23 protein-coding genes are annotated in these 19,915 nt (G+C 71.0%); 15 read left to right on the forward strand and 8 right to left on the reverse strand.

The features are described from left to right. Positions 1-20 precede the first annotated feature (20 nt). Positions 21-902 carry an LLM class F420-dependent oxidoreductase gene (locus AC1DWC_RS00490; protein WP_477905181.1) on the forward strand — a complete coding sequence of 294 codons (882 nt, stop codon included), beginning with the start codon at positions 21-23 and terminating at the stop codon, positions 900-902. A gap of 63 nt (positions 903-965) precedes the next feature. Here AC1DWC_RS00490 and AC1DWC_RS00495 read toward each other — a convergent pair whose 3' ends face one another. The 3 genes from AC1DWC_RS00495 to AC1DWC_RS00505 are packed head-to-tail and all read right to left on the reverse strand — an operon-like array spanning position 966 to position 3,574. After that, positions 966-1,388: a DnaJ family domain-containing protein gene (locus AC1DWC_RS00495; protein ID WP_477905182.1), complete on the reverse strand. Its 423-nt coding sequence runs from the start codon at positions 1,386-1,388 to the stop codon at positions 966-968. A gap of 27 nt (positions 1,389-1,415) precedes the next feature. Next, positions 1,416-2,156, reverse strand: coding sequence for an acyl-CoA thioesterase (locus AC1DWC_RS00500; protein ID WP_477905184.1), 741 nt, complete (start codon positions 2,154-2,156; stop codon positions 1,416-1,418). Then, positions 2,153-3,574, reverse strand: a complete 1,422-nt coding sequence (locus AC1DWC_RS00505; protein ID WP_477905187.1) for an MFS transporter — start codon at positions 3,572-3,574, stop codon at positions 2,153-2,155. Before AC1DWC_RS00505 ends, AC1DWC_RS00500 begins: the two co-directional genes overlap by 4 nt. 57 nt (positions 3,575-3,631) lie before the next feature. Between AC1DWC_RS00505 and AC1DWC_RS00510 the strand changes: the two genes are divergently transcribed. Next, a complete protein-coding gene (locus tag AC1DWC_RS00510) occupies positions 3,632-4,177 on the forward strand; it encodes a winged helix-turn-helix transcriptional regulator (RefSeq protein WP_477905189.1) in 546 nt (181 codons plus the stop codon). Between the two features lie 12 nt (positions 4,178-4,189). On the opposite strand, the gene AC1DWC_RS00515 is transcribed toward AC1DWC_RS00510, so the two are convergent. After that, the gene (locus AC1DWC_RS00515; RefSeq protein WP_477905191.1) at positions 4,190-4,750 is read right to left on the reverse strand and encodes a helix-turn-helix domain-containing protein; all 561 of its coding nucleotides are present in this window, start codon (positions 4,748-4,750) and stop codon (positions 4,190-4,192) included. 67 nt (positions 4,751-4,817) lie between these two features. Between AC1DWC_RS00515 and AC1DWC_RS00520 the strand changes: the two genes are divergently transcribed. Beyond that, positions 4,818-5,495, forward strand: coding sequence for an AzlC family ABC transporter permease (locus AC1DWC_RS00520; RefSeq protein WP_477905193.1), 678 nt, complete (start codon positions 4,818-4,820; stop codon positions 5,493-5,495). Continuing rightward, positions 5,492-5,815 (forward strand): AzlD domain-containing protein, encoded by a 324-nt coding sequence (locus AC1DWC_RS00525; RefSeq protein WP_477905195.1) that lies wholly within the window; start codon positions 5,492-5,494, stop codon positions 5,813-5,815. The genes AC1DWC_RS00520 and AC1DWC_RS00525 overlap by 4 nt, the downstream gene beginning before the upstream one ends. A 4-nt stretch (positions 5,816-5,819) precedes the next feature. On the opposite strand, the gene AC1DWC_RS00530 is transcribed toward AC1DWC_RS00525, so the two are convergent. Then, entirely contained in the window at positions 5,820-6,290 is a 471-nt protein-coding gene (locus tag AC1DWC_RS00530) for a nuclear transport factor 2 family protein (protein WP_072843449.1), read from the reverse strand. 132 nt (positions 6,291-6,422) lie between these two features. Here AC1DWC_RS00530 and AC1DWC_RS00535 point away from each other — a divergent pair, with 132 nt between their 5' ends. From AC1DWC_RS00535 to AC1DWC_RS00575, 9 genes are all read left to right on the forward strand, one after another. Next, positions 6,423-7,589, forward strand: coding sequence for an acyl-CoA dehydrogenase family protein (locus tag AC1DWC_RS00535; RefSeq protein ID WP_477905199.1), 1,167 nt, complete (start codon positions 6,423-6,425; stop codon positions 7,587-7,589). Further along, complete coding sequence (locus AC1DWC_RS00540; RefSeq protein ID WP_477905201.1) at positions 7,586-8,542, forward strand: bifunctional MaoC family dehydratase N-terminal/OB-fold nucleic acid binding domain-containing protein; 957 nt, start codon at positions 7,586-7,588, stop codon at positions 8,540-8,542. The genes AC1DWC_RS00535 and AC1DWC_RS00540 overlap by 4 nt, the downstream gene beginning before the upstream one ends. Continuing rightward, positions 8,542-9,657, forward strand: coding sequence for an acyl-CoA dehydrogenase family protein (locus tag AC1DWC_RS00545; RefSeq protein ID WP_477905203.1), 1,116 nt, complete (start codon positions 8,542-8,544; stop codon positions 9,655-9,657). Before AC1DWC_RS00540 ends, AC1DWC_RS00545 begins: the two co-directional genes overlap by 1 nt. Continuing rightward, a complete protein-coding gene (locus AC1DWC_RS00550; protein ID WP_477905204.1) occupies positions 9,654-10,097 on the forward strand; it encodes a MaoC family dehydratase in 444 nt (147 codons plus the stop codon). Before AC1DWC_RS00545 ends, AC1DWC_RS00550 begins: the two co-directional genes overlap by 4 nt. Continuing rightward, positions 10,097-11,275 carry a lipid-transfer protein gene (locus AC1DWC_RS00555; protein ID WP_477905205.1) on the forward strand — a complete coding sequence of 393 codons (1,179 nt, stop codon included), beginning with the start codon at positions 10,097-10,099 and terminating at the stop codon, positions 11,273-11,275. Before AC1DWC_RS00550 ends, AC1DWC_RS00555 begins: the two co-directional genes overlap by 1 nt. A 3-nt stretch (positions 11,276-11,278) precedes the next feature. After that, positions 11,279-12,112 (forward strand): MaoC/PaaZ C-terminal domain-containing protein, encoded by an 834-nt coding sequence (locus AC1DWC_RS00560; protein ID WP_477905207.1) that lies wholly within the window; start codon positions 11,279-11,281, stop codon positions 12,110-12,112. Between the two features lie 5 nt (positions 12,113-12,117). Beyond that, positions 12,118-12,897: an SDR family oxidoreductase gene (locus tag AC1DWC_RS00565; protein WP_477905418.1), complete on the forward strand. Its 780-nt coding sequence runs from the start codon at positions 12,118-12,120 to the stop codon at positions 12,895-12,897. A 69-nt stretch (positions 12,898-12,966) separates the two neighbouring features. Continuing rightward, positions 12,967-13,728, forward strand: coding sequence for an SDR family NAD(P)-dependent oxidoreductase (locus AC1DWC_RS00570; RefSeq protein WP_477905209.1), 762 nt, complete (start codon positions 12,967-12,969; stop codon positions 13,726-13,728). Between the two features lie 14 nt (positions 13,729-13,742). Then, positions 13,743-15,185, forward strand: coding sequence for a hypothetical protein (locus tag AC1DWC_RS00575; protein WP_477905211.1), 1,443 nt, complete (start codon positions 13,743-13,745; stop codon positions 15,183-15,185). Between the two features lie 12 nt (positions 15,186-15,197). On the opposite strand, the gene AC1DWC_RS00580 is transcribed toward AC1DWC_RS00575, so the two are convergent. Beyond that, complete coding sequence (locus tag AC1DWC_RS00580) at positions 15,198-16,448, reverse strand: cytochrome P450 (RefSeq protein WP_477905213.1); 1,251 nt, start codon at positions 16,446-16,448, stop codon at positions 15,198-15,200. A 152-nt stretch (positions 16,449-16,600) separates the two neighbouring features. On the opposite strand from AC1DWC_RS00580, the gene AC1DWC_RS00585 reads away from it, so the two are divergent. Together AC1DWC_RS00585 and AC1DWC_RS00590 are read left to right on the forward strand one after the other, a co-directional pair. Next, entirely contained in the window at positions 16,601-17,356 is a 756-nt protein-coding gene (locus tag AC1DWC_RS00585) for a phosphatase PAP2 family protein (RefSeq protein ID WP_477905215.1), read from the forward strand. A gap of 139 nt (positions 17,357-17,495) precedes the next feature. Beyond that, positions 17,496-18,131, forward strand: a complete 636-nt coding sequence (locus AC1DWC_RS00590; protein ID WP_477905217.1) for a TetR/AcrR family transcriptional regulator — start codon at positions 17,496-17,498, stop codon at positions 18,129-18,131. On the opposite strand, the gene vsr is transcribed toward AC1DWC_RS00590, so the two are convergent. Together vsr and AC1DWC_RS00600 are read right to left on the reverse strand one after the other, a co-directional pair. After that, complete coding sequence (gene vsr / locus AC1DWC_RS00595; protein ID WP_477905219.1) at positions 18,132-18,590, reverse strand: DNA mismatch endonuclease Vsr; 459 nt, start codon at positions 18,588-18,590, stop codon at positions 18,132-18,134. It abuts the gene before it with no gap. 10 nt (positions 18,591-18,600) lie between these two features. Beyond that, positions 18,601-19,758 carry a DNA cytosine methyltransferase gene (locus tag AC1DWC_RS00600; RefSeq protein WP_477905221.1) on the reverse strand — a complete coding sequence of 386 codons (1,158 nt, stop codon included), beginning with the start codon at positions 19,756-19,758 and terminating at the stop codon, positions 18,601-18,603. Positions 19,759-19,915: the final 157 nt, after the last annotated feature.

Consider the following 19,915-nt stretch of genomic DNA (forward strand, 5'->3'; position numbering starts at 1 on the left):
CCCGACGAGAGGATGTCCCGTTGAAGCTCGGCGTAGTGGTTCCGGTGGAGTTGGGTGTGGCCGGGGACCCGGAACGGATGCTCGAATTCGCCCGCGCGGCAGAGTCACTGGGCTTCGACGAGATCTCCGCGGTCGAGCACGCCGTGGTCATCGGCGACACGGGCAGCGAGTACCCGTACTCGCCGTCGGGCAAGTCGCACCTGCCCGACGACTGCCCGCTGCCGGACCCGCTGGAGCTGCTGTCCTTCGTGGCGGGCGCGACCAGCACGCTGGGGCTCGCGACCGGGGTCCTGGTGCTGCCGAACCACAACCCGGTGGTGCTGGCCAAGCGGCTGGCGACGCTGGACCGGCTCTCCGGCGGCCGGCTGCGGATCTGCCTCGGCATGGGGTGGATGCGCGAGGAGGTCGAGGCCTGCGGCGGCGACTTCGAGCGCCGCGGCAAGATGGCCGACGAGGCGGTCGCGGTGATGCGGGCGCTGTGGTCCGGAGGGGCGGACGGCGTCGACTTCGACGGCGAGTACTACCGGTTCGCGCGGGCGTACTCGTACCCGAAGCCGGTGCGTGAGTCCGGGGTGCCGCTCTACATCGGCGGGCACAGCAAGGCGGCGGCGCGTCGGGCGGGACGCCTCGGCAACGGTTTCCAGCCGCTCGGGCTCGGCGGGGACGACCTGGACGCGGCGGTCGCGTTGATGCGTTCCGCCGCGTCGGACGCCGGCCGCGACCCGGCCGAGGTGGCGCTCGTACTCGGCCACGTGCTGCCGAGGATGGACGAGTCGAAGATCGAGTGGGCGAACTCGCTCGGCTCGGACCGGATCCTGCTGTCTGCCTCGCGCCGCGCGACGACCTTCGAGGCGGTCCTCGACGAGATGGCGGAGTGCTCGGCCCGGCTCGGCCTGTCCTGACCCGCGTTTCGGCGGGATCAGCCCCGGAAAGCGGGGTTCATCCTGCCGAAACCGCCTGCCCCGTCACTTGTCCCGGGAACCGCCGCCGCCCCGGCTCGCGCGCCAGGCCGCGACCGCCTCGTCGGCGTCGACGGTGTGGACCGGCACCAGGGGCCCGCTCGGCGCGAGCAGGTGGGCGGCGATGCGGCGGTTGAGGTCGGCAACCACCTCGCGCACCGCCGACTCCGTCGGCAGGTCCGCGACCGTGTCGGGCAGCCGCGCGGCCTCGCGTCGTAGCTGAAGTGACGGCGGCAGCAACGCCTCCGTCGACAGACCCTCGCGCTTCAGCTTGTTCTTCACCCACCACAGTTCGTCGTCGTCACCGAGGTGGGGGATCGGCTGTCCGGCGCCCGGCAGGTTGTCGAACTCGCCGCGTTCCTGCGCGACACGGATCTGCCGCTCCACCCACGACTCGAAGGGGACGTCCGGGGGCTTCCGTTCGGTCATGGCCCCATTGTCCGCCTCCGCGGCAGGTCACCCGAGTATCCGGCGCAGCTGCCGGGCCTGGGCGGCGAGCCGGCCGTCGTCGGTGAACAGCTCGGTCTCGTCGACACACAGCGTGTCGGTCGCCCACACGGTGCGGTGCCGGAGCCGGTGCCACGGCGAACCGGAGCGGACGGTCGGCACGAAGTGCGCGCTGAACTCGGCGGTGGGGATGGGGACCGGCGTGGTGCGGGTGGCGTAGAGCGCGGGCGGAAGGGCGTCGAGCAGCACCACGGCGAGCTCGGCCCCGGTGAACCCGATCGATGGATCGAGGCGGATCCAGACGTCGAACTCGGGGATGTCGCCGCCGGCGAACGGCCGCGCGTCGTTGATCGGCCGGATGTCGAGATGCTGGGAGAACGGGACGAAGTCGACCGGGATCCGCAGGCGCTCGGTGGCCTCGGGGGCGGTGGGGCTCGGCTCGACCACCGTGGCGGGCAGCGTCACCGCGCCCGGGTCCCGGGTCAGCCGCACCAGCGCGAGCGCCGCGTCGGACAGGGAGACCAGCGAGCTAACGGTGCGCCCGCCGTGCTCGCGACCGGTCGTCAGTTCCGCCGGGCCGGGCGGGACGGGCCGGGTGAAATGCGCACTGACCGCGGCCGGCACGGCCCCCGTGGCCTCGGCGGCCGCCCGGAGCATCGTCGCGACGACGAGCCCGCCGTGGATGCCGTCGAAACTGCGCCAGCTGGAATCGAACTCGACGCTGTACGTGGGTGCGGTGGTCGACGTCATCGCCTTGCCTCCGGATCGTGGGTGGGGGAGTTCATGCCGGCCGAGGCGAGCGCCGCGACGACGGCCACCGCGACGATCAGCCACCACGCCGTCCGGAACGCGCCGTGGGTGGCGTCGTACCCCGCGGCAGGATCGACGGTGAGGACGGCGACGAGCAGGCTCACCCCGAGAACCGAGCCGATCTGCCTGCTCATGTTCACGACGGCGCTTCCGGTGGCGGCGCGGTCCGGCGGCAGGGTCGCGGTGGCCGCGGACAGGATGGTCGGCAGGGCAAGTCCCACACCAACTCCGGCGATCAGCCAGCCCGGCAGGATCTGCGTCGCGTAGCTCGGGTCGGGGCCGACGGAGACGAGGATCAGCGCGGTGCCCGCGGCCCACAGCGCGCACCCGGCGGCGGCGATGGTGCCGGGTGCGTACCGCTTCGAGAGCCGCTGGCCCACCACCGCGAACACCGGGACGAGCAGGGGGCCGGGCGCGATGGCCAGCCCGGTACGCAGGGCCGAGTAGTCCCAGACCTGTTGCAGCCACAGGATGTTCGCCAGCAGTCCGGCCGCGAAGGCGGCACTGAAGGCCAGCGCGGTCGCGTTCGACCACGCGAAGGTGCGTACCCGGAGCAGTGCCGGCTCGATCAGCGGCGCCGGGCGCCGGGTGTTGCGCAGCCAGAACCCCGCGACCGCCACGAGGGAGCCCACGAAGGCGCCGAGGATTCGCGGATCGGTCCACCCCCAGTCGGGACCCTGGACCAGGCCGAGGGACAGCGCGCCGATGCCGCCGGTCAGCAGGGCCGCGCCGAACAGGTCGAGCGGGCGGTCGTCGGGGTCCGGGTGGGTGGCCGGCACGACCCGGGTCGCGGCCACCAGGAAGGCGATGCCGATCGGGACGTTGATCAGGAACACCCAGCGCCACGACGCCTCGACCAGGAGCCCGCCGACCACCGGACCGAGGGCTGCCGCCGCGGCGCCGGATGCCGCCCAGATCCGAACCGCACCTGCGCGTTTCGCCTCGGGAACCGTGCTGACCAGCAGGCCCAGACTCGACGGCGTCAGGGCCGCGGCACCCACCGCCTGGAGCAGTCGGGCGACGACGAGAAGCCAGAGCGTCGGGCTCAGCGCGCAGGCCGCGCTGGCGGCGGTGAACAGCGCGAGACCGAGGAGGAAGCCGCGTCGCCGGCCCACCCGGTCGGCCCACCGCCCCATCGGGACGAGCAGCGCGGCGAACACGATCGTGTAGCCGTTGAGAACCCAACTCAGTTGGCCGAGTGAGTGTCCGGGGTAGCTCTCGGCGATGTCGTCGAACGCGACGTTCACGACGAACAGGTCGAGGCTGGCGACGAAGGCCGCTCCCGACAGGACTGCTAGCAGGGGACCGATCCGAGGAGGTGTGGGGGTCCGCACCCCGACCTGACTATTGATTGCCATAGTCAGCAAGGTAGACACTGACTATGCCTTTGGCAAGCCAGGGGTACGCTGGATCGCATGGACGCGGCACGGTTGGACGGATTTCTCGCGGATCGAGGGGCTTGGCAGGCCGGTTCGTACTGCTCGATCGGCCGGGCGATGGCGGTCGTCGGCACCCGTTCGGCGATACTGATCCTGCGCGAGGCCTACTACGGGACAACTAGATTCGACGACTTCGCGCGCCGCGTCGGGATCACCGAGGCGGTGGCGGCGTCCCGGCTGCGGGAGCTGACGGCGGAGGGCCTGTTCGAGCGCAGGCCGTACAAGGAGCCGGGGCAGCGGACGCGCTACGAGTACGTGCTGACTGAGAAGGGGCGGGACCTGCTGCCCGCCGTCCTGGCGCTGATGCAGTGGGGCGACAAGTACCTGCAGGGCGGGCGCGGCGGCCCGCTGGGGCTGCTCGACGACACCACCGGCGAGCAGGTTCGGGTGCAGGTGCGCAGCGAGTCCGGCCGCGAGGTTCCGCTGTCTGAGCTGCGGGTCGCCCCGAACGTCACCGAGGGGCAGGTCGCGCGGGCGATGGACGCGCACCGGGCCGGCGGCGGGTCCGGAGTAGGGGCGTAGCTGACGGGCCCGTCAGGAGTGTTCGGAGACGAGCACCGCGCGGGTGCCCGGCTCGAGCGCCTGGAAGACGTGAGCGACATCGCCCGGGTACGAGATGTAGTCGCCCGGCCCGAGTTCCACCGGTTCGCCGGCGAGGCCGACCAGCGCGCGGCCGGCGCTGAGCACGACGTGCTCGACGACCCCGGGCGGGTGCGGATCGGACTCGCGCGCCGGACCTGGCTCGATCGTGAGGCGGTAGATGTCGCGGCGCGCGTTCGGCGGGCACGAGGCCACCAGGGTGGCCTGATAGTCGGACCGTTCGGAGTGCACCGACGGACCCTCGTCGGCCCGGATCACCTGGACGCGCGGCCGCGGCGGGTCGATGAGCCGGGAGAACTGGATGTCGAGTGCCACGCAGAGTGCCCACAGGGTCTCCACGCTGGGGTTCCCGCTGCCGGACTCGAGCTGGGACAAGGTGGACTTGGCCACCCCGGCCCGGCGCGCCACCTCGGTGAGCGAGAGCCCGGCCCGCTCGCGTTCCTGTCGTAGCGAGGCCGCGATGACCGCCAGCGGCGCCTTACCTCCCGATGTCATGCGTTCACTCTATCGGTCGATGTGTTCGACTTGACGAACGAACCGAGGGTTGTTCATCATAAAGTCCATGCGTTCGACATGGCGAACACTCGACCGCGGCCTCCGGGCGGACATCGCGCTGGTGTGCCTGGCCGACGGTGTCGTCGGCATCTCGTACGGCGCGATCGCGGTCGGTCTCGGGTTCGAGCCGTGGCTGCCGGTGCTGATGGCGGTGCTGGTCCTCGCCGGGGCCTCGGAGTTCCTCTACCTCGGGATCGTCGCGGCCGGTGGCAGCCCGGTCGCGGCGATGGTCGCGGGCCTGCTGGTCAACGCGCGGCACCTGCCGTTCGGTCTGGCGGTCGGCGAGGTCACCGGGCGGGGCTGGCGGCGGGTGCTCGGCAGCCACCTGCTCAACGACGAGAGCGTCGTCTTCGCGCTGGGCCAACCCGAACCCGCGCGCAGGCGCGCCGCCTTCTGGCTCGCCGGACTCGGGATCCTGATCTGCTGGCCGCTCGGCGCCCTCGTCGGTGCCGCGGCGGGCACCGTCATCGGGGACACCGACGTGTTCGGGCTCGATGCGATGTTCCCGACCGTGCTGCTGGCGCTGGTGCTCCCGGCCCTGCGGGACGCCGGCACGGCCAAGGCCGCCCTCGTCGGTGCCGCCGTGGCGGTGGCCGCCACGCCCTTCCTGCCGGCCGGGATCCCGGTGCTGCTGGCGCTGGTCGGGGTGGTCGCGGTGGTCGGGAAGAAGGTGGCTGTCCGGTGAATGCTTCTGTGGCGGTGATGATCACGGTGGCACTGCTGGCCGCCGGGACCTTCGCCATCCGGTTCGCAGGCCCGGTGCTGCGGACCCGTGCGGCCGTTTCGGCGCGGACCGAGAAGCTGATGGGCGCCGCCGCGGTGGTGCTGCTGGTCGCGGTGGCGGCAACCTCCGCGCTGACCGAGGACCAGGGCGCGGCGGGCATCGCGCGGCCCGTCGGGGTACTGGTCGGGGGCGTACTGGCCTGGCGCAAGGCGCCTTTCGTGGTGGCGGTCGTCGCGGCCGCCGTCGTCGCGGCGGGGCTCCGGCTGCTCGGCGTGCCCTGACCGGTCAGGCGCCCGGCACGGTGACGGCTCGGTCCTCGGCGAAGTCGACCACCAGTCGGCGCCGCGCGAGCAGCCAGCGGCCGTCGACCCTGCGGTACTCGTCCTGGTAGCGCAGGGCCAGGCTGTTGTCCCGGAACCCGTCCTTGCCCGCGTAGACGTGGTGCGCCAGGCAGTACGTCTGGCCCGTCGCAGTGGCATCTCCGACGTCGAGCACCTGCTGCCCGACCGCGTGATGCGTCGAGTGCAGGTGCGCCGTCGCGCCCAGCACGGTCGCGACGACGGCCTCCGCGCCGGACACCTCGGCGCTCTGGCCGCGTCGCACCAGGGCCGGCGGCTGCACCAGCACCGCGTCCGGGGTGAACAACGCGGTCAGTGCCGCGGCGTCGCGGGCGTCCACGGCTGCGGCGTACCGGCCGACCAGGTCCGCCAATGCGAGACGGTCGGCGAGCGCGGTGAGGGTACTGGCGGCGGTCATCCACCGAGTATGCGGCCGCCACCCCGCGCAGCTGCCCCCCAGCTACCGCTCAGTGAGATTTCCCGGGAGGCGATCGGCGCTCCGACGTAGCGTCCGAACTGCGGCTAGTGACGCGAGACATGGGAGACATCGATGGAGTTGAGGGAGTCGGCGGCGCAGGCCGAGCTTCGGCAGGAGCTGCGCGCGTATTTCGCGGCCCTGCTGCCCGAGGAGAAGCGCCGGGCTGCCGGCGAGCAGGGCGTGGGCGGCGAGTACTTCCGCGAGATCGTCAAGCTGCTGGGCCAGGACGGTTGGCTGGGAATCGGCTGGCCCGTGGAGTACGGCGGACAGGGTCGCTCGATCGAGGAGCAGTTCGTCTTCTTCGACGAGGTCCAGCGGGCCGGGCTGCCCTTCCCGTTCGTCACGGTGAACACGGTCGGCCCCACGCTGATGAAGTACGGCACGCAGGAGCAGAAGGACCGCTTCCTGCCCGGCATCCTCGCCGGCGACATCGTCTTCGCCATCGGTTACACCGAGCCGGAGGCCGGCACCGACCTGGCCTCGCTCAAGACCCGCGCCGTCCTCGACGGCGAGGAGTGGGTGGTCGACGGCAACAAGATCTTCACCAGTGGCGCCAACACCGCGGACTACGTCTGGCTGGCGTGCCGCACCGACGCCGACGCGCCCAAGCACAAGGGCATCTCCATCCTGATCGTGCCGACCGACGACGAGGGCTTCTCGTGGTCGCCGATCAACACCGTCGGCGGTCTGATGGTCACCTCCACGTACTACAGCGGCATCCGGGTGGGTGCGCAGGACGTGGTGGGCGAGATCAACGGCGGCTGGCAGCTGATCACCGCGCAGCTCAACCACGAGCGGATCGGCCTGGCCGCGATCGGCGGCCGCACCTACGGCCTGTGGCACCAGGTGCTGCAGTGGGCCAAGGACAACGGCGTCATCGAGATTCCCTGGGTGCAGCAGGATTTCGCGCGCACCCACGCCAAGCTCGAGGCGATGCGGCTGCTGAACTGGAAGATGACCTCCGCGGTCGCGCAGGACACGCTGTCCGGCGCCGACGCGGGTGCCACCAAGACCTACGGCACCGAGACGCACGTCGACGTGTACCGGACCCTGCTCGGCATCCTCGGCGCCGCCGGCCGGATCCGCCCCGAGTCCCCGGGCGCGCTGCTCGCCGGTCAGATCGAGCAGATCTCCCGGCAGGGCGTCGTCAACACCTTCGGCGGCGGAGTCAACGAGGTGCTCCGCGACATGGTCGGCACCATCGGCCTCGGCCTGGTGCGGGAAAAGAGGGTCAAGTGAGCGAGTTCCTCACCAAGCTCAAGGCTTTCGAGGGTCGCACGCTGGTCCCCGCCACCTGGGGACCGGACGAGGTCAACACCCCGATGATCCGGCACTGGGTCGAGACGATGGGCGACACCAGCCCGATCCACCTCGACGACGAGGCCGCCCGGGCGACCGGTCGCGACGGCGCCGTGGCGCCCGCGCAGATGCTGCAGGTGTGGACGATGCGCACCTTCGCGGACAAGATGGCCGGCAACGACCCGTCGACGGTGTGGACGGACCTGATCCGCACCCTGGACGAGGCGGGCTTCAGCTCGGTCGTGGCCACCGACTCCGACCAGGAGTTCTTCGCCGAACTGCGTCCCGGCGACCGGGTCAGCGTCACCGAGGTCGTGGAGTCGGTCTCGGAGGAGAAGAAGACCGGCCTGGGCACCGGACACTTCGTCACCACCCTCAAGACGTACCGCAACGGCGACGACGAGGTCGTCGGCACCCAGCGGTGGCGGACGCTGCGCTTCCGGCCCAAGTCGGACGAGCCGGCCGCCGCGTCGGAGCAGCCGCGGGCCCTGCGCCCGCGCCCGGCGCTGAACCAGGACAACGCCTTCTGGTTCGAGGCCGCCAAGGAGCACCGCCTGGTCATCCAGCGGTGTACGAACTGCGACGTGCTGCGCCACCCCACCGGCCCGATGTGCGGCGAGTGCCGCTCGCTGGACTGGGACACCGTCGACGCCTCGGGCCGCGGCATCGTCTACAGCTTCGTCGTGAACCACCACCCGAAGATCGATGCCTTCGACTACCCGCTGATCGTGGCGACCATCGAGCTCGAGGAGGGCACGCGGCTGATCGCGAACATGACGGGCATCGCGCCCGATCAGGTCGAGATCGGCATGCCGGTGGAACTGGACTGGATCGACGCCGACCCGGAACTGACGCTTCCCGCGTTCCGGCCGGCCGCACGGGAGGACTCCTGATGGACTTCAACTTCACCGAAGAGCAAGAGGCGATTCGCGGCCTCGCCGACGAGGTCTTCACCAGCAAGGCCGACATCGACCGCGTCAAGGCGGTCGAGGGCACCGCCGAGCGGGTGGACCGCGACCTGTGGCGCGAGCTCGCCGGCACCGGTCTGCTCGGCATCGCGCTGCCGGAGAACCTCGGCGGCGGCGGGCTCGGGCTGTCCGAGCTGTACGTGCTGCTCGAGCAGCAGGGCCGCCACGTCGCGCCCGTGCCGATCTGGCCGACCGTGCTCGCCGCGCTGGCGATCAGCGAGTTCGGCACCGAGGAGCAGGCCGCCGCACTGGTGCCCGGCGCCGCGGACGGCAGCCACTTCCTCACCGTGGGGCTCGAGGAGTTCGGCCCCTACGTCGACGCCGCGCCCGCCACGGCGGCCGTGGTCGACGCGTCCGGCCGGTGGAGCCTGACCGGGGCCAAGGCGGTCGTGCCGGTCACCCACGTCGCGCACCGCGCGGTGGTCTCCGCGACCACCGAGACCGGGCCCGCGCTGTTCCTGGTGGACCTCGCCGCGGCCGGGGTCACGCTCGAGCAGACCGAGTCCACGACGCACGAGATCTGCGCCAACGTCGACTTCGACGCGGCGCCGGCCGAGCTGCTCGGCGCGGCCGACGGCACCACCGTCTCCTGGCTGATCGACCGGGTGGAGCTCGCGCTGGCCGCGATCCAGCTCGGTGTCGGCGCGGGCGCGGTGAGCCAGGCGGTGACCTACCTCAACGAGCGCAAGCAGTTCGGGCGCCCGCTCGCCACCTTCCAGGCCGTCAACCACCAGCTCGCCGACTGCTACATCGACCTCGAGGCGATGCGGGTGACCCTGTGGCAGGCCGCATGGCGGATGTCCGAGGGCCTGGACCCGGGCACCTCGGTGCTGGTCGCCAAGTGGTGGGCCAGCGACGGCGGCCAGCGCGTCGTGCACCGCACCACCCACGTGCACGGCGGCATGGGCGTCGACACCGATTACCCGGTGCACCGTCACCTGTTGTGGGGCAAGCAGATTGCCGCCACCCTGGGAGGCGCCAGCTCCGACCTGGCCCGTCTCGGCGCGCAGCTCGCCGCCGGTGTGGAGGTGGTCGCATGACCGCCGTGGCCACCGGTCGCAGCTACGACGCGATCGAGGTCGGCGACGTGCTGCCCGAGCTCGCGATCTCGCTGACCCGCACCCTCATCGTCTCCACCGCGATCGCCACCCGCGACTTCCAGGACGTGCACCACGACCCGGAGCTGGCCCGCGACCGCGGCTCGAAGGACGTCTTCATGAACATCCTCACCAGCAACGGCCTGGTGGGGCGGTTCGTCACCGACTGGGCGGGCCCGCACGCGACGCTGCGCCGCGTCGCGATCCGGCTCGGCGCGCCCAACTACCCCGGTGACGTCATGACGATGACCGGCGAGGTCGCCTCGAAGTCGGACCGGCAGGTGGTGGTCAACGTCCGCGGCGTCAACAGCCTCGGCCACCACGCGACCGGCACCGTCACCGTCGCGTTCCCCGACCGCACCAGCACAGGAGGGGCCGCCTGATGGCAGTCAGCCCGCTCTCCGGCGCCGCCGCGATCGTCGGCATCGGAGCCACCGAATTCTCCAAGAACTCCGGCCGCAGCGAGCTGCAGCTGGCCTGCGAGGCGATCGTCGCCGCGCTCGCCGACGCCGGCATCGACCCGTCCGAGGTCGACGGCCTGTCGACGTACACCTCCGAGACCAACGGCGAGGCGATCGTCGCCCGCAACTGCGGTCTCGGGGAACTGAAGTTCTTCTCCCGCATCCACTACGGCGGCGGCGCGGCCTGCGCGACCGTGCAGCAGGCCGCGATGGCCGTCGCGACCGGCGTCGCGGACGTGGTGGTCTGCTACCGCGCCTTCAACGAACGCTCCGGCGTGCGTTACGGCCTCGGCCAGCACGACCGGCCGATGGACAGCACCGCGGACCGCGCGGCGTATGCCTGGATGACCCCGCAGGGACTGTCGACTCCCGCTCAGTGGGTCGCCATGTTCGCCCGGCGCTACATGCATCAGTACGGTGCGACAAGTGAGGACTTCGGACGGGTCGCGGTGGTGGCGCGCAAGCATGCCGCCAACAACCCGAAGGCGTGGTTCTACGAGCGTCCGATCACGCTCGAGGACCACCAGAACTCGCGTTGGATCGCCGAGCCGCTGCACCTGCTCGACTGCTGCCAGGAGACCGACGGCGGCCAGGCCCTGGTCGTCGTCTCGGCCGAGCGGGCCAAGACGCTGGCCAACAAGCCCGTCGTCATCAAGGCCGCAGCGCAGGGGTCCGCGAAGGACCAGCACATGATGACCAGCTACTACCGTCCCGACATCAGCGGCATCCCGGAGATGGGGCTGGTCGGTCGGCAGCTGTACGCGCAGTCCGGCCTCACGCCGGAGCACATCGACGCGGCGGTCCTCTACGACCACTTCACCCCGCTGGTCCTCCCGCAGCTCGAGGAACTCGGTTTCTGCAAGCCCGGCGAGGCCAAGGACTTCATCCGCGAGGGCAACCTGGAGATCGGCGGGCGCCTGCCGTCGAACACGCATGGCGGTCAGGTGGGCGAGGCATACTTGCACGGCGTCAACGGAATTGCGGAAGGTGTGAGGCTGCTGCGAGGCACCTCGACCAACCAGCCGGATGGCGTGGAGAACGTTCTGGTCACCGCGGGCACCGCGGTCCCGACCAGCGCACTGATTCTGGGAGTGGATTAGTAGATGAGCACCACCGAAACCGTGGTCGAGAACGCCGGCAGCTGGCGCGGCACGGACCTGGGTACCCGCACCGTGAGCTACACCGAGCGCGACGCGATCATCTACGCGCTCGCCGTCGGTGCCTACGCCACCGAGCTGGACCTCGTCTTCGAGGACCGGCTGCGGGTGCTGCCGACCTTCGCGCTGACGCTGGCGCAGTGGGCGCCCGACGAGCTCGGCAGTCGCGGGGCGTTCGACACCAAGACCGCGCTGCACGGCTCGCAGGAGTTGCGGGTCCTCAAGCCGCTGCCGCGGTCCGGCGAGGTGACGCTGACGGCCTCCGTCGGCGAGGTGTGGGACAAGGGCGCGGCCGCCGTGTTCGAGGTGCTCGTCGAGTGCGAGTACTTCGTCGCGACGTGGTCGCTGTTCGCGCCGGGCTCCGGCGGCTTCGGCGGGGAGCGGGGGCCGTCCAAGCCCGCGGGCCCGGTCGGCGAGCCGAACGTGACCGCGGAGCTGGCGACCTGGGAGAACCAGACCGCGCTGTACCGCCTGCTCGGGGACATGCACCACATCCACATCGATCCCGAGGCCGCGGCCCGGATCAACCAGCCGCGCCCGATCATGCACGGGCTGTGCACCCTCGCGGCGAGCACGTTGCCGCTGGCGCGTGAGCTCGGCGTGCACCCGGCGGACCTGCTGGAGCTCTCCGGACGCTTTGCGGCCCCGGCGTTCCCGGGCCAGACGCTGCCGGTCCGCGGGTGGCGCGGCGACGCCGAGTCGTCCGATGTCACGGTGGAGTTCGAGGTGGGCGCGGACACCGTGGCCATCGGCGGTGCCCGGGCGAAGTTCGCACGGTGAGCACGTTGCTCGAGAACCCGGCCGACTTCACCGGCCGCGCGGTCCTGATCACCGGCGGCACCAAGGGAATCGGGCGCGTCGTCGCCGAGACCTTCCTCGCCGCCGGTGCCCAGGTGACGGTGTGCGCGCGGTCCGAGCCCGAGGCGCTGCCGGAGGCCGACGGCCGCCGCGCGGCGTTCCTGGCCGTCGACGTGCGGGACCCCGAGGCGGTCCGCGAGATGGTCGAGCAGGCCGCCGCGGCGATGGGGCGCCTCGACGTGCTGATCAACAACGCCGGCGGATCGCCGGACGCGGACGCCGCGGAGGTGTCGCCGCGGTTCGTGGAGAAGATCGTGGCGCTGAACCTGTTGGCGCCGTTCTACGTTGCGCAGGCAGCGAACCGGATCATGCGGGAGCAGTCCGACGGCGGGTCGATCGTAAACATCGGTTCGGTCTCCGCCCACGATCCGCAGCCCGGCACCGCCGCGTACTCCGCTGCCAAGGCGGGCCTGCTGGTGCTGACCCGCTCGCTGGCACTGGAGTGGGCGCCGAAGGTGCGGGTCAACCACATCACCACCGGACTGATCCGGACCGAGTCCGCGGCGTCGGTGTACGGCGAGGACGGCGGTGCCGCGGTGACGCGGACCCTGCCGATCGGGCGGATGGCGGTGCCGAACGACATCGCCGGCGCCTGCCTCTTCCTGGCCGGGCCGCTGTCGTCGTACGTCAACGGCGCGGACCTGGCAGTGCACGGCGGCGGCGAGTACCCTGCCCGGTACCTGGCGACTCATCCCGAGCTCGCCTGAGCCACAGGCACACTCGCGTGCCTGTCGGGCATGCACCTGGAGAACGCACCGCTGAAACGGAGAGCAACTGTGGGAATTCTCGACGGTAAGGTCGCGCTGATCACCGGCGCCGGGCAGGGCATCGGGCGCGGCATCGCGCTGGCCCTGGCGAAGGAGGGTGTCGCGATCGCGGTGGCGGGTCGGACCGAGGCCAAGCTGGACAAGACGGTCGCGAAGATCGAGGCGATCGGCGGTACCGCGATCCCGGTGCGTTGCGATGTGAGCAACGCGCAGGACATCGAGGCGGCGGTGGCCCGCACCGCCGCCGAACTCGGCGGCATCGACGTGCTGGTCAACAACGCCAACGACTGCAAGCCGGGGATGCTGCTCGACGCGGACGACGCCGAGTTCGAGAAGTCGTTCGCGACCGGGCCGTTGGCCACCCTGCGCACCATGCGGGCCTGCCATCCGCACATGAAGGCCCGGGGCGGCGGCTCGATCATCAACCTGGTGACCTCGGCGGCGGTCCGCTGGGACGCCAGCAACTACGGTGTCTACGGCTCCGTCAAGGAGGGCATGCGCTCGCTCACCCGCGCCGCGGCATGCGAGTGGGGACCGGACAACATCCGTGTCAACTCTGTTGCGCCGCACGCGCTCTCGCCGGGCCTGAAGTGGTGGATGGAGAACAACCCGGAGGAGGCCGCGGAGTTCGTCGCGAGCATCCCGATGGGCCGGGTCGGCGACCCCGAGACCGACATCGGCCGGGCCGTCGTCTTCCTGGTCTCCGAGGACTCCCGGTACCTGACCGGCGCGACCATCCCGCTCGACGGCGGCCAGTCCCGCTGGGGGTAGGCAATACTCGGTGCATGACCGACCTCGATCCGGACGACCTCGCCCGCAGGCAGCGTGAACTCGACGACCTCGGTCCCCGGCTGACCGGCACCGCGGCGCACAACCGGGTGATCGAGGGGGTGGCCGACGAGTTGGCCGAACTCGGATACGAGGTGCATCGAGACGAGCACCGGTTCGATCGCTGGGACCTGCCCGAGGGTCCCGACAGCCTGGGCTTGGAGCTGCCCGACGGGCCGGTGCGGATCTCGTCGGTGTTCCCGTACTCGGGTCTTACGGGCACTGCGGGAGTCACGGCCACGCTGCGGTACCTCGGTGCCGGCCGGCGCTGGTCGCAGGCTCGTGGCGAGATCGCCGTCGTGGAGGTCGCGCACCCCGAGTTCCCACGGGACCTGCTGGTTCGAGACTGGGACGCGGACGCGAGTACGCAGCGGTTGCGTAACCCGGTGCTGTCGGCGACGCTGCTCGGCCCGGACCTGGACAAGGCCCGGAAGGCGGGCGTGCGCGCGGTCGTCGCGGTGTGGCGCGACATGACCGAGGACAACGCCCGCGGCCAATACCTGCCGTTCACCCAGCCGTACCACGATCTCCCGGCGCTCTGGGTGGCGGGCGAATCCGGCGAGCGCCTCCTGGCCGCGGCCCGGGCCGGTACCCGCGCGACGCTCCGGATGAACGGCAGTATCGATCGGCACTGCAGGACGGACATGGTGTGGGCCGTCTCCGCCGGATCGGAACGCTCCGAGACGATCCTGGTGGTGACCCACAGCGACGGGACCAACGGCGTCGAGGAGAACGGCCACCTGGGATTGCTCGAGCTCGCCCGCCACGCGGCCCGGCACCAGCACCGACGCACCTTCGTTTTCGTGCTCACCACGGGGCACCTGCGCATCCCGGCGATCTCCAGTCACGGGCAGGCAACCAGCGCCTGGATGGGGGCGCACCCGGAACTGTGGGAAGGCGGCCCGAGCGGGGCGCGGGCCGTCGCGGGGCTGTGCCTGGAGCACCTCGGCGCGAGGGCGGATGTCGAGGACATTGCGGCCGGCACGTACAGCGTGACCGCCGATACGGAGCCAGAACTGCTCTACGCCACCACATCCGAGCTGCGGGACATGGTGGCGGGCACCTGGCGGGCCGCAGTCGCGCCCGACACCGTCATCTCGGCGCCGGGTCCACTGGTGCACTTCGGTGAGGCCGAACCGATGTACGAGCGCGGCATTCCGTCGGTCGCACTTGTCACCGCGCCCCAGTACCTCCTGGCACTGAGGGAACCGGGCAGCGAGTCGCTGGTCGACGTCGACCTGATGGCGCGTCAGATCGAAGGGTTCCGTCGCCTGCTCGACCGGCTGGACGCGGCGCCTGTGGGAAGCCTGGGGACGGTGCGTCGGCCCAGCCGATTCCGCAAGGTCCGGGCGGTCCTGCGCCTGATTGCGATCAAGCGCAGGACCGGTCGGTCGGGCTGAGCCCCCGGTCGGTCAGTGCGCGACCGGGCAGGCGCCGTAGTTCACCTGCAGTTCCTTGACTCCGTTGAGCCAGCCGGAACGCAGCCGCTGCGGGTCACCCAGGCGGGAGATGTCCGGCAGGTGGTCTGCGATGGCGTTGAAGATCAGGTCGATCTCCACCCGGGCCAGGTTCGCGCCCATGCAGTAGTGCGCCCCGGTGCCGCCGAAACTCAGGTGCGGGTTGGGGTTCCGGGTGATGTCGAACTTGGTCGGCTGATCGAAGACGTCCTCGTCGAAGTTGGCGGAGCTGTAGTACATGACCACCCGCTGCCCCTTCTTGATGGGCGTGCCCGACAATTCGGTGTCCGCCAATGCGGTGCGCTGGAACGCGATCACCGGTGTGGACCAGCGCACGATCTCGTCGGCGGCGGTCGAGGGCCGCTCCCGCTTGTACAGCTCCCACTGGTCCGGGTTGTCGAGGAACGCCAGCATGCCGTGGGTGATGGCGTTGCGGGTGGTCTCGCTCCCCGCGACCGCGAGCTGAATCACGAAGTAGCCGAACTCGTCCGGGGCCAGCGCGTGCCCGTCGACGTCCGCGTGGACCAGGCTGGTGACGATGTCGTCGGCCGGGCAGGCGCGCCGCTGTTCCGCCATCTGGTACGCGTACCCGAGGATGTCGATCGAGGCCTGCAACGGGTCGCCGGCGACCTCCGGGTCGTCGTAGGCCGTCATCTGGTTGGTCCAGTCGAAGATCTTGCCGCGGTCCTCCTGCGGCACGCCGAGCAGTTCCGCGATGGCCTGCAGCGGCAGCTCGCTGGCCACCTCGGTGACGAAGTCGCCGGTGGGGTTCTGCGCGGCCGCGGTGACGATGAGCGCGGCCCGCTCCGCGAGGGTCTCGCGCAGGGACGACACGGCCCGCGGGGTGAACATCCGCGAGACGAGCTGTCGCAGCTGGGTGTGCTCGGGGGCGTCCTTGTTCATCAGCACGATGCGCTGCATCTCGACGCTCTCGCGGGTGATGTCGTCGGCGTAGCGCGGCACCGCGGTGTTCTCCCAGGACGAGAAGACGTCGCTGCGCCGGGAGATCTCCTTGACGTCGGCGTGCTTGGTGACCACCCAGAAGCCGTCGTCGTCGAACCCGCCGACGTCGCGGGGCTGCGGGTTCCACCAGATCGGCGCGGCGCGTCGCAGCTCGGCGAACTCGCGCAGCGGCAGCCGCCGGGCGTAGATGTCGGGGTCGGTGATGTCGAAGCCCGCGGGGAGATCGGGCGCGCTGCTGGTCATGTGCGTACTCCTGCCGACGACAATTTCGTTATAGGGTGTATTGATACACCTGCTCGGGCGTTCCCGTGGGCGTTTGACCTCCCGGTTGCCCGGGTTGCGCGGTATGGGTGCCTCTCAGCGTCCTGCCAGTTTCACTGAGTAAATTTCGGCGGATGCACCGCCGACTCACCGAACTTCCCCGCGACTGGGCCCTTGTCGTCCTGGCCCTGCTGATCGCCGCCCTCGCGGTGACGGTGCTCGGGCCCTGGAAGATGGCCACCAACCCGCTGATTCGTGACTCGACGTCGATGTACAGCTGGGTCGACGAGGCGACGTCGGGCTGGTCGGCGCAGGCCGGAACGCTCACCGAGCTGGTCACCGAGGGGCTGCTGGTGGTGCTCGCCGGGCTGCTGGCGTTGACCGTGTGGTGGGCGAGGGCCGACATCCGTGTCGTCGCGGTCGGGGTGGCCGGCGCGGCCGGTTTCGTCGGGTCGGCGGCGTCCACGCTGGTGGTCAAGGCGATGATCGCGGAACCGCGGCCGTGTGAGGCGGTGCCCGACATGCATGCGCTCTCCGAGTGCCCGCCTATCGGCGACTGGTCCTTCCCGAGCAACCACTCCGGCATGGCGGCGGCGCTGGCGACGGCGGTGGTGCTGGCGGGCCTGGCGGCCGGGAGCCGGCGGACCTGGCTGATGGTGGTCGCGGTGCTGACGGCCGTCGTCACCGCAGCGCTGCGGGTGGTCAGCGGTGTGCACTACCCGCACGACGTGGTGGCCGGGCTGGTGTTCGGCGCATCCATCACATTGGCGGTGACGGTGGTGCTGGCGCCGGTCGCGGTCGCGGTGCTGGCCCGGGTGGGACTGGGCGGTCGAGGCGAGGACTCGGTGGAGGCGCTCACCGAACCCCTGCGCGTGACGCACCGCCGATAGGCGCGATCGGCCGTCACGCGACCTGTCGGTGTCACCGCGCAGGCTCGAGGACGGTTCGGTGCACCTGTCCGGCGGCCCGACGGTTCGGCGATCGAAACTTGTACGATCGTCCAATTTCGAGCGGAGGGGACCGCGCACCATGGCTCGACCGTCGAAACCGTTGATCAGTCGCACCGCCGCAGTGGCGGCGGCCATCGCGATCATCGACGGCGAGGGTCTGGACGCGTTCAGCCTCCCGCGTCTGGCCAAGCATCTGGGCGTCAAGGCGCCGTCGTTGTACCACCACTTCTCCGACAGGACGGAGATCCTGACCGAGGTGGCGCGTGGGATCGTGCTCGAGACCGCGGTCCCGCGCCAAGAGGACTTCGGCAATTGGCAGGACTGGGTTGTCGCGTACGGCTTGAACTTCCGGGATGTGGTGATTCGGCACCGCAATGCTGCGCCGCTGATGCTGCAGTTCCTCCCGCGCAACCTCGTCACCGACTACTTCGAGGCCGCGGCGGTGTACCTCGCCGGTGCGGGAGTTCCTGCGCGGCTACATGTTCAGATACTCGACGGGCTCGAGAAGCTCACGCTGGGCGCCACCCTCACCGAGGCGATGAGGCCCGAGGCCACGCGTTCCGTCGTCTTCGCCAAGGTAGACCGAGTTGCCCACCCGGTCCTCGACGCCGCACTCGCATCGAATCAACGGACGCCGAAGCAGCTGTACGAACAGATGATGCGCAGCTTCCTGTCCGGCGTTCTTCACGACGGCCTGGTGGGCAACTCGAACTGATCACGGAGCGTCGTCGAGCACCCGGTCCACGGCGTCGGCCGCGGTCACCGAGTCCTCGTGCTCCCACACCCGCACCACCCGCCAGCCGGCGTCGGCGAGTCGGGTGTCGGTGTCGCGGTCGCGGGCGACGTTGGTGTCCAGCTTGGCCGCCCACCAGCTGGCGTTGTTCTTCGGCCGGGTGCCGTGCACGGGGCAGCAGTGCCAGAAGCAGCCGTCGACGAACACCGCGACCCGGGCGGTCGGGAACACCAGGTCGGCGCGTCGTCGCAGGCCCGGCAGCGGTGCCCGGTCCACCCGGTAGCGGCGGCCGCGCCGGTGCAGTTCGCGGCGCAGTGCCAGCTCCGGCGCGGTGTCGCGGCGGCGCTGTTCACGCATCCGGGCGCGGACCGACGCGGACGCGGGTACCGGGGTCGAGGCCGGCTCGTGGTCCGCAGTCGGCTCGTGGTCGGGCACAGCCATGACGCCATTGTCACGCGGCGCGGGCCGGATACCCACCCATGCGGTCGAGATGTTCGGTGACGTCGTCGAGGAAGCCGGGCACGAAGCGGAGGCTGCCCATCCCGACCCGTCGCAGGAAGCCGGCGGTGGCCCGCGCGGAGAGCAGCTTCGAGTCGTCGAGGAACCCGCCGAGATCCTCGTACCGGTCCTGCACCGGCCAGGTGCTGAGGTCAGCCCGGAAGGCGGAGCCGTCCTGTCCCCAGGCCGCGATCGGCCAGGCGTCGCCCGGCTTCAGTAGCCGGTCGGTGGAGCCGTCGTAGGGCAACGGGTTCGCCAGCCGGTCGCCGACCCACGACGACATCCGGGTGCTGACGGCGTTGCCGACCAGCTTCCAACGGTGCCCGGCGCGCAACCCGGGCACCTCCAGTGCCGGTCGGGTCCAGTCGGGGTCGAAGCCCTGCAGCCGTTCGGCGCCGATGATGCCGGGGGTGACCAGTTCGCCGGTGAGCATCCGCACCGCCGGGGGACTGGCGATGCCGAGCGACGAGCCGCCCTTGAGTGTGGGGATGGCGTTGACGGCCCAGCCGAGACCGCGGGTCCCCTCGGTCCAGTAGAAGCCACACGGGTGATCGCCGGGGTCGCCCTCGTCGGCGGGGCCGGCGTCGTCGGCAAAGAGCACCTCGCGGGGGTCCTCGGTGCGCGAGGCCAGCATCAGCACCCGCTGCCGGCGCTGCGGCAGCCCGAATGCGCGCGCGTCCACCACCCGGTACGCCCACCGGTAGCCCATCTCGTCGAGCGCCGAGGTGACGTGCCGCATCGCGGCACCACGGCCGAGTTGCAGCATGAAGGGCACGTTCTCGAGCAGTAGCCAGCGGGGACCCTTCTTCCGCTTGACCAGTCGGAACACCTCGTCGACGAGGCCGGAGCGGGAGCCGGTGATGCCGACCGTCCGGCCGGCCTGGGACAGGTCCTGGCAGGGGAAGCCCGCGGTGACGAGGTCGATGCCTGAGGGCAGGGAGCGCAGCGCGGTGACGTCGGTGTGCAGGTCGGCGCCCGGGAACCGCGCGGCGAGCACGGCCTGTGCGCCGGTGTCGATCTCGCAGTAGAGCTCGGTGTCCCAGCCGTGTTCGCTCAGGCCCAGTTCGAGGCCGCCGATGCCCGCGAAGAGCCCTACCGCCCGCCCGCTCACCTGACTCCCTACCGCCGTTCCCGCTCGTACGGCCGTCCGACACGACCGAAGGAAACCGTACCCGGCTTTTTGGGTGTTCCCCAACGTCACATTGGGGAACGCCGGGATACCCGATGTGACATTGGGGAGAGTCGGAGTGAGAGCGAGTGGGGGAGCG

This window comes from Rhodococcus sp. P4_C10, from assembly GCF_056402135.1.

Coding starts and splice junctions, on each gene's coding strand:
- AC1DWC_RS00585 (WP_477905215.1), top strand. CDS start 16,601: ATGCACCGCCGACTCACCGAACTTCCCCGCGACTGGGCCCTTGTCGTC.
- AC1DWC_RS00535 (WP_477905199.1), top strand. CDS start 6,423: ATGGAGTTGAGGGAGTCGGCGGCGCAGGCCGAGCTTCGGCAGGAGCTG.
- AC1DWC_RS00500 (WP_477905184.1), bottom strand. CDS start 2,156: ATGACGTCGACCACCGCACCCACGTACAGCGTCGAGTTCGATTCCAGC.
- AC1DWC_RS00555 (WP_477905205.1), top strand. CDS start 10,097: ATGGCAGTCAGCCCGCTCTCCGGCGCCGCCGCGATCGTCGGCATCGGA.
- AC1DWC_RS00590 (WP_477905217.1), top strand. CDS start 17,496: ATGGCTCGACCGTCGAAACCGTTGATCAGTCGCACCGCCGCAGTGGCG.
- AC1DWC_RS00575 (WP_477905211.1), top strand. CDS start 13,743: ATGACCGACCTCGATCCGGACGACCTCGCCCGCAGGCAGCGTGAACTC.
- AC1DWC_RS00495 (WP_477905182.1), bottom strand. CDS start 1,388: ATGACCGAACGGAAGCCCCCGGACGTCCCCTTCGAGTCGTGGGTGGAG.
- AC1DWC_RS00520 (WP_477905193.1), top strand. CDS start 4,818: ATGCGTTCGACATGGCGAACACTCGACCGCGGCCTCCGGGCGGACATC.
- AC1DWC_RS00545 (WP_477905203.1), top strand. CDS start 8,542: ATGGACTTCAACTTCACCGAAGAGCAAGAGGCGATTCGCGGCCTCGCC.
- AC1DWC_RS00515 (WP_477905191.1), bottom strand. CDS start 4,750: ATGACATCGGGAGGTAAGGCGCCGCTGGCGGTCATCGCGGCCTCGCTA.
- AC1DWC_RS00560 (WP_477905207.1), top strand. CDS start 11,279: ATGAGCACCACCGAAACCGTGGTCGAGAACGCCGGCAGCTGGCGCGGC.
- AC1DWC_RS00505 (WP_477905187.1), bottom strand. CDS start 3,574: ATGGCAATCAATAGTCAGGTCGGGGTGCGGACCCCCACACCTCCTCGG.
- AC1DWC_RS00510 (WP_477905189.1), top strand. CDS start 3,632: ATGGACGCGGCACGGTTGGACGGATTTCTCGCGGATCGAGGGGCTTGG.
- AC1DWC_RS00530 (WP_072843449.1), bottom strand. CDS start 6,290: ATGACCGCCGCCAGTACCCTCACCGCGCTCGCCGACCGTCTCGCATTG.
- AC1DWC_RS00580 (WP_477905213.1), bottom strand. CDS start 16,448: ATGACCAGCAGCGCGCCCGATCTCCCCGCGGGCTTCGACATCACCGAC.
- vsr (WP_477905219.1), bottom strand. CDS start 18,590: ATGGCTGTGCCCGACCACGAGCCGACTGCGGACCACGAGCCGGCCTCG.
- AC1DWC_RS00550 (WP_477905204.1), top strand. CDS start 9,654: ATGACCGCCGTGGCCACCGGTCGCAGCTACGACGCGATCGAGGTCGGC.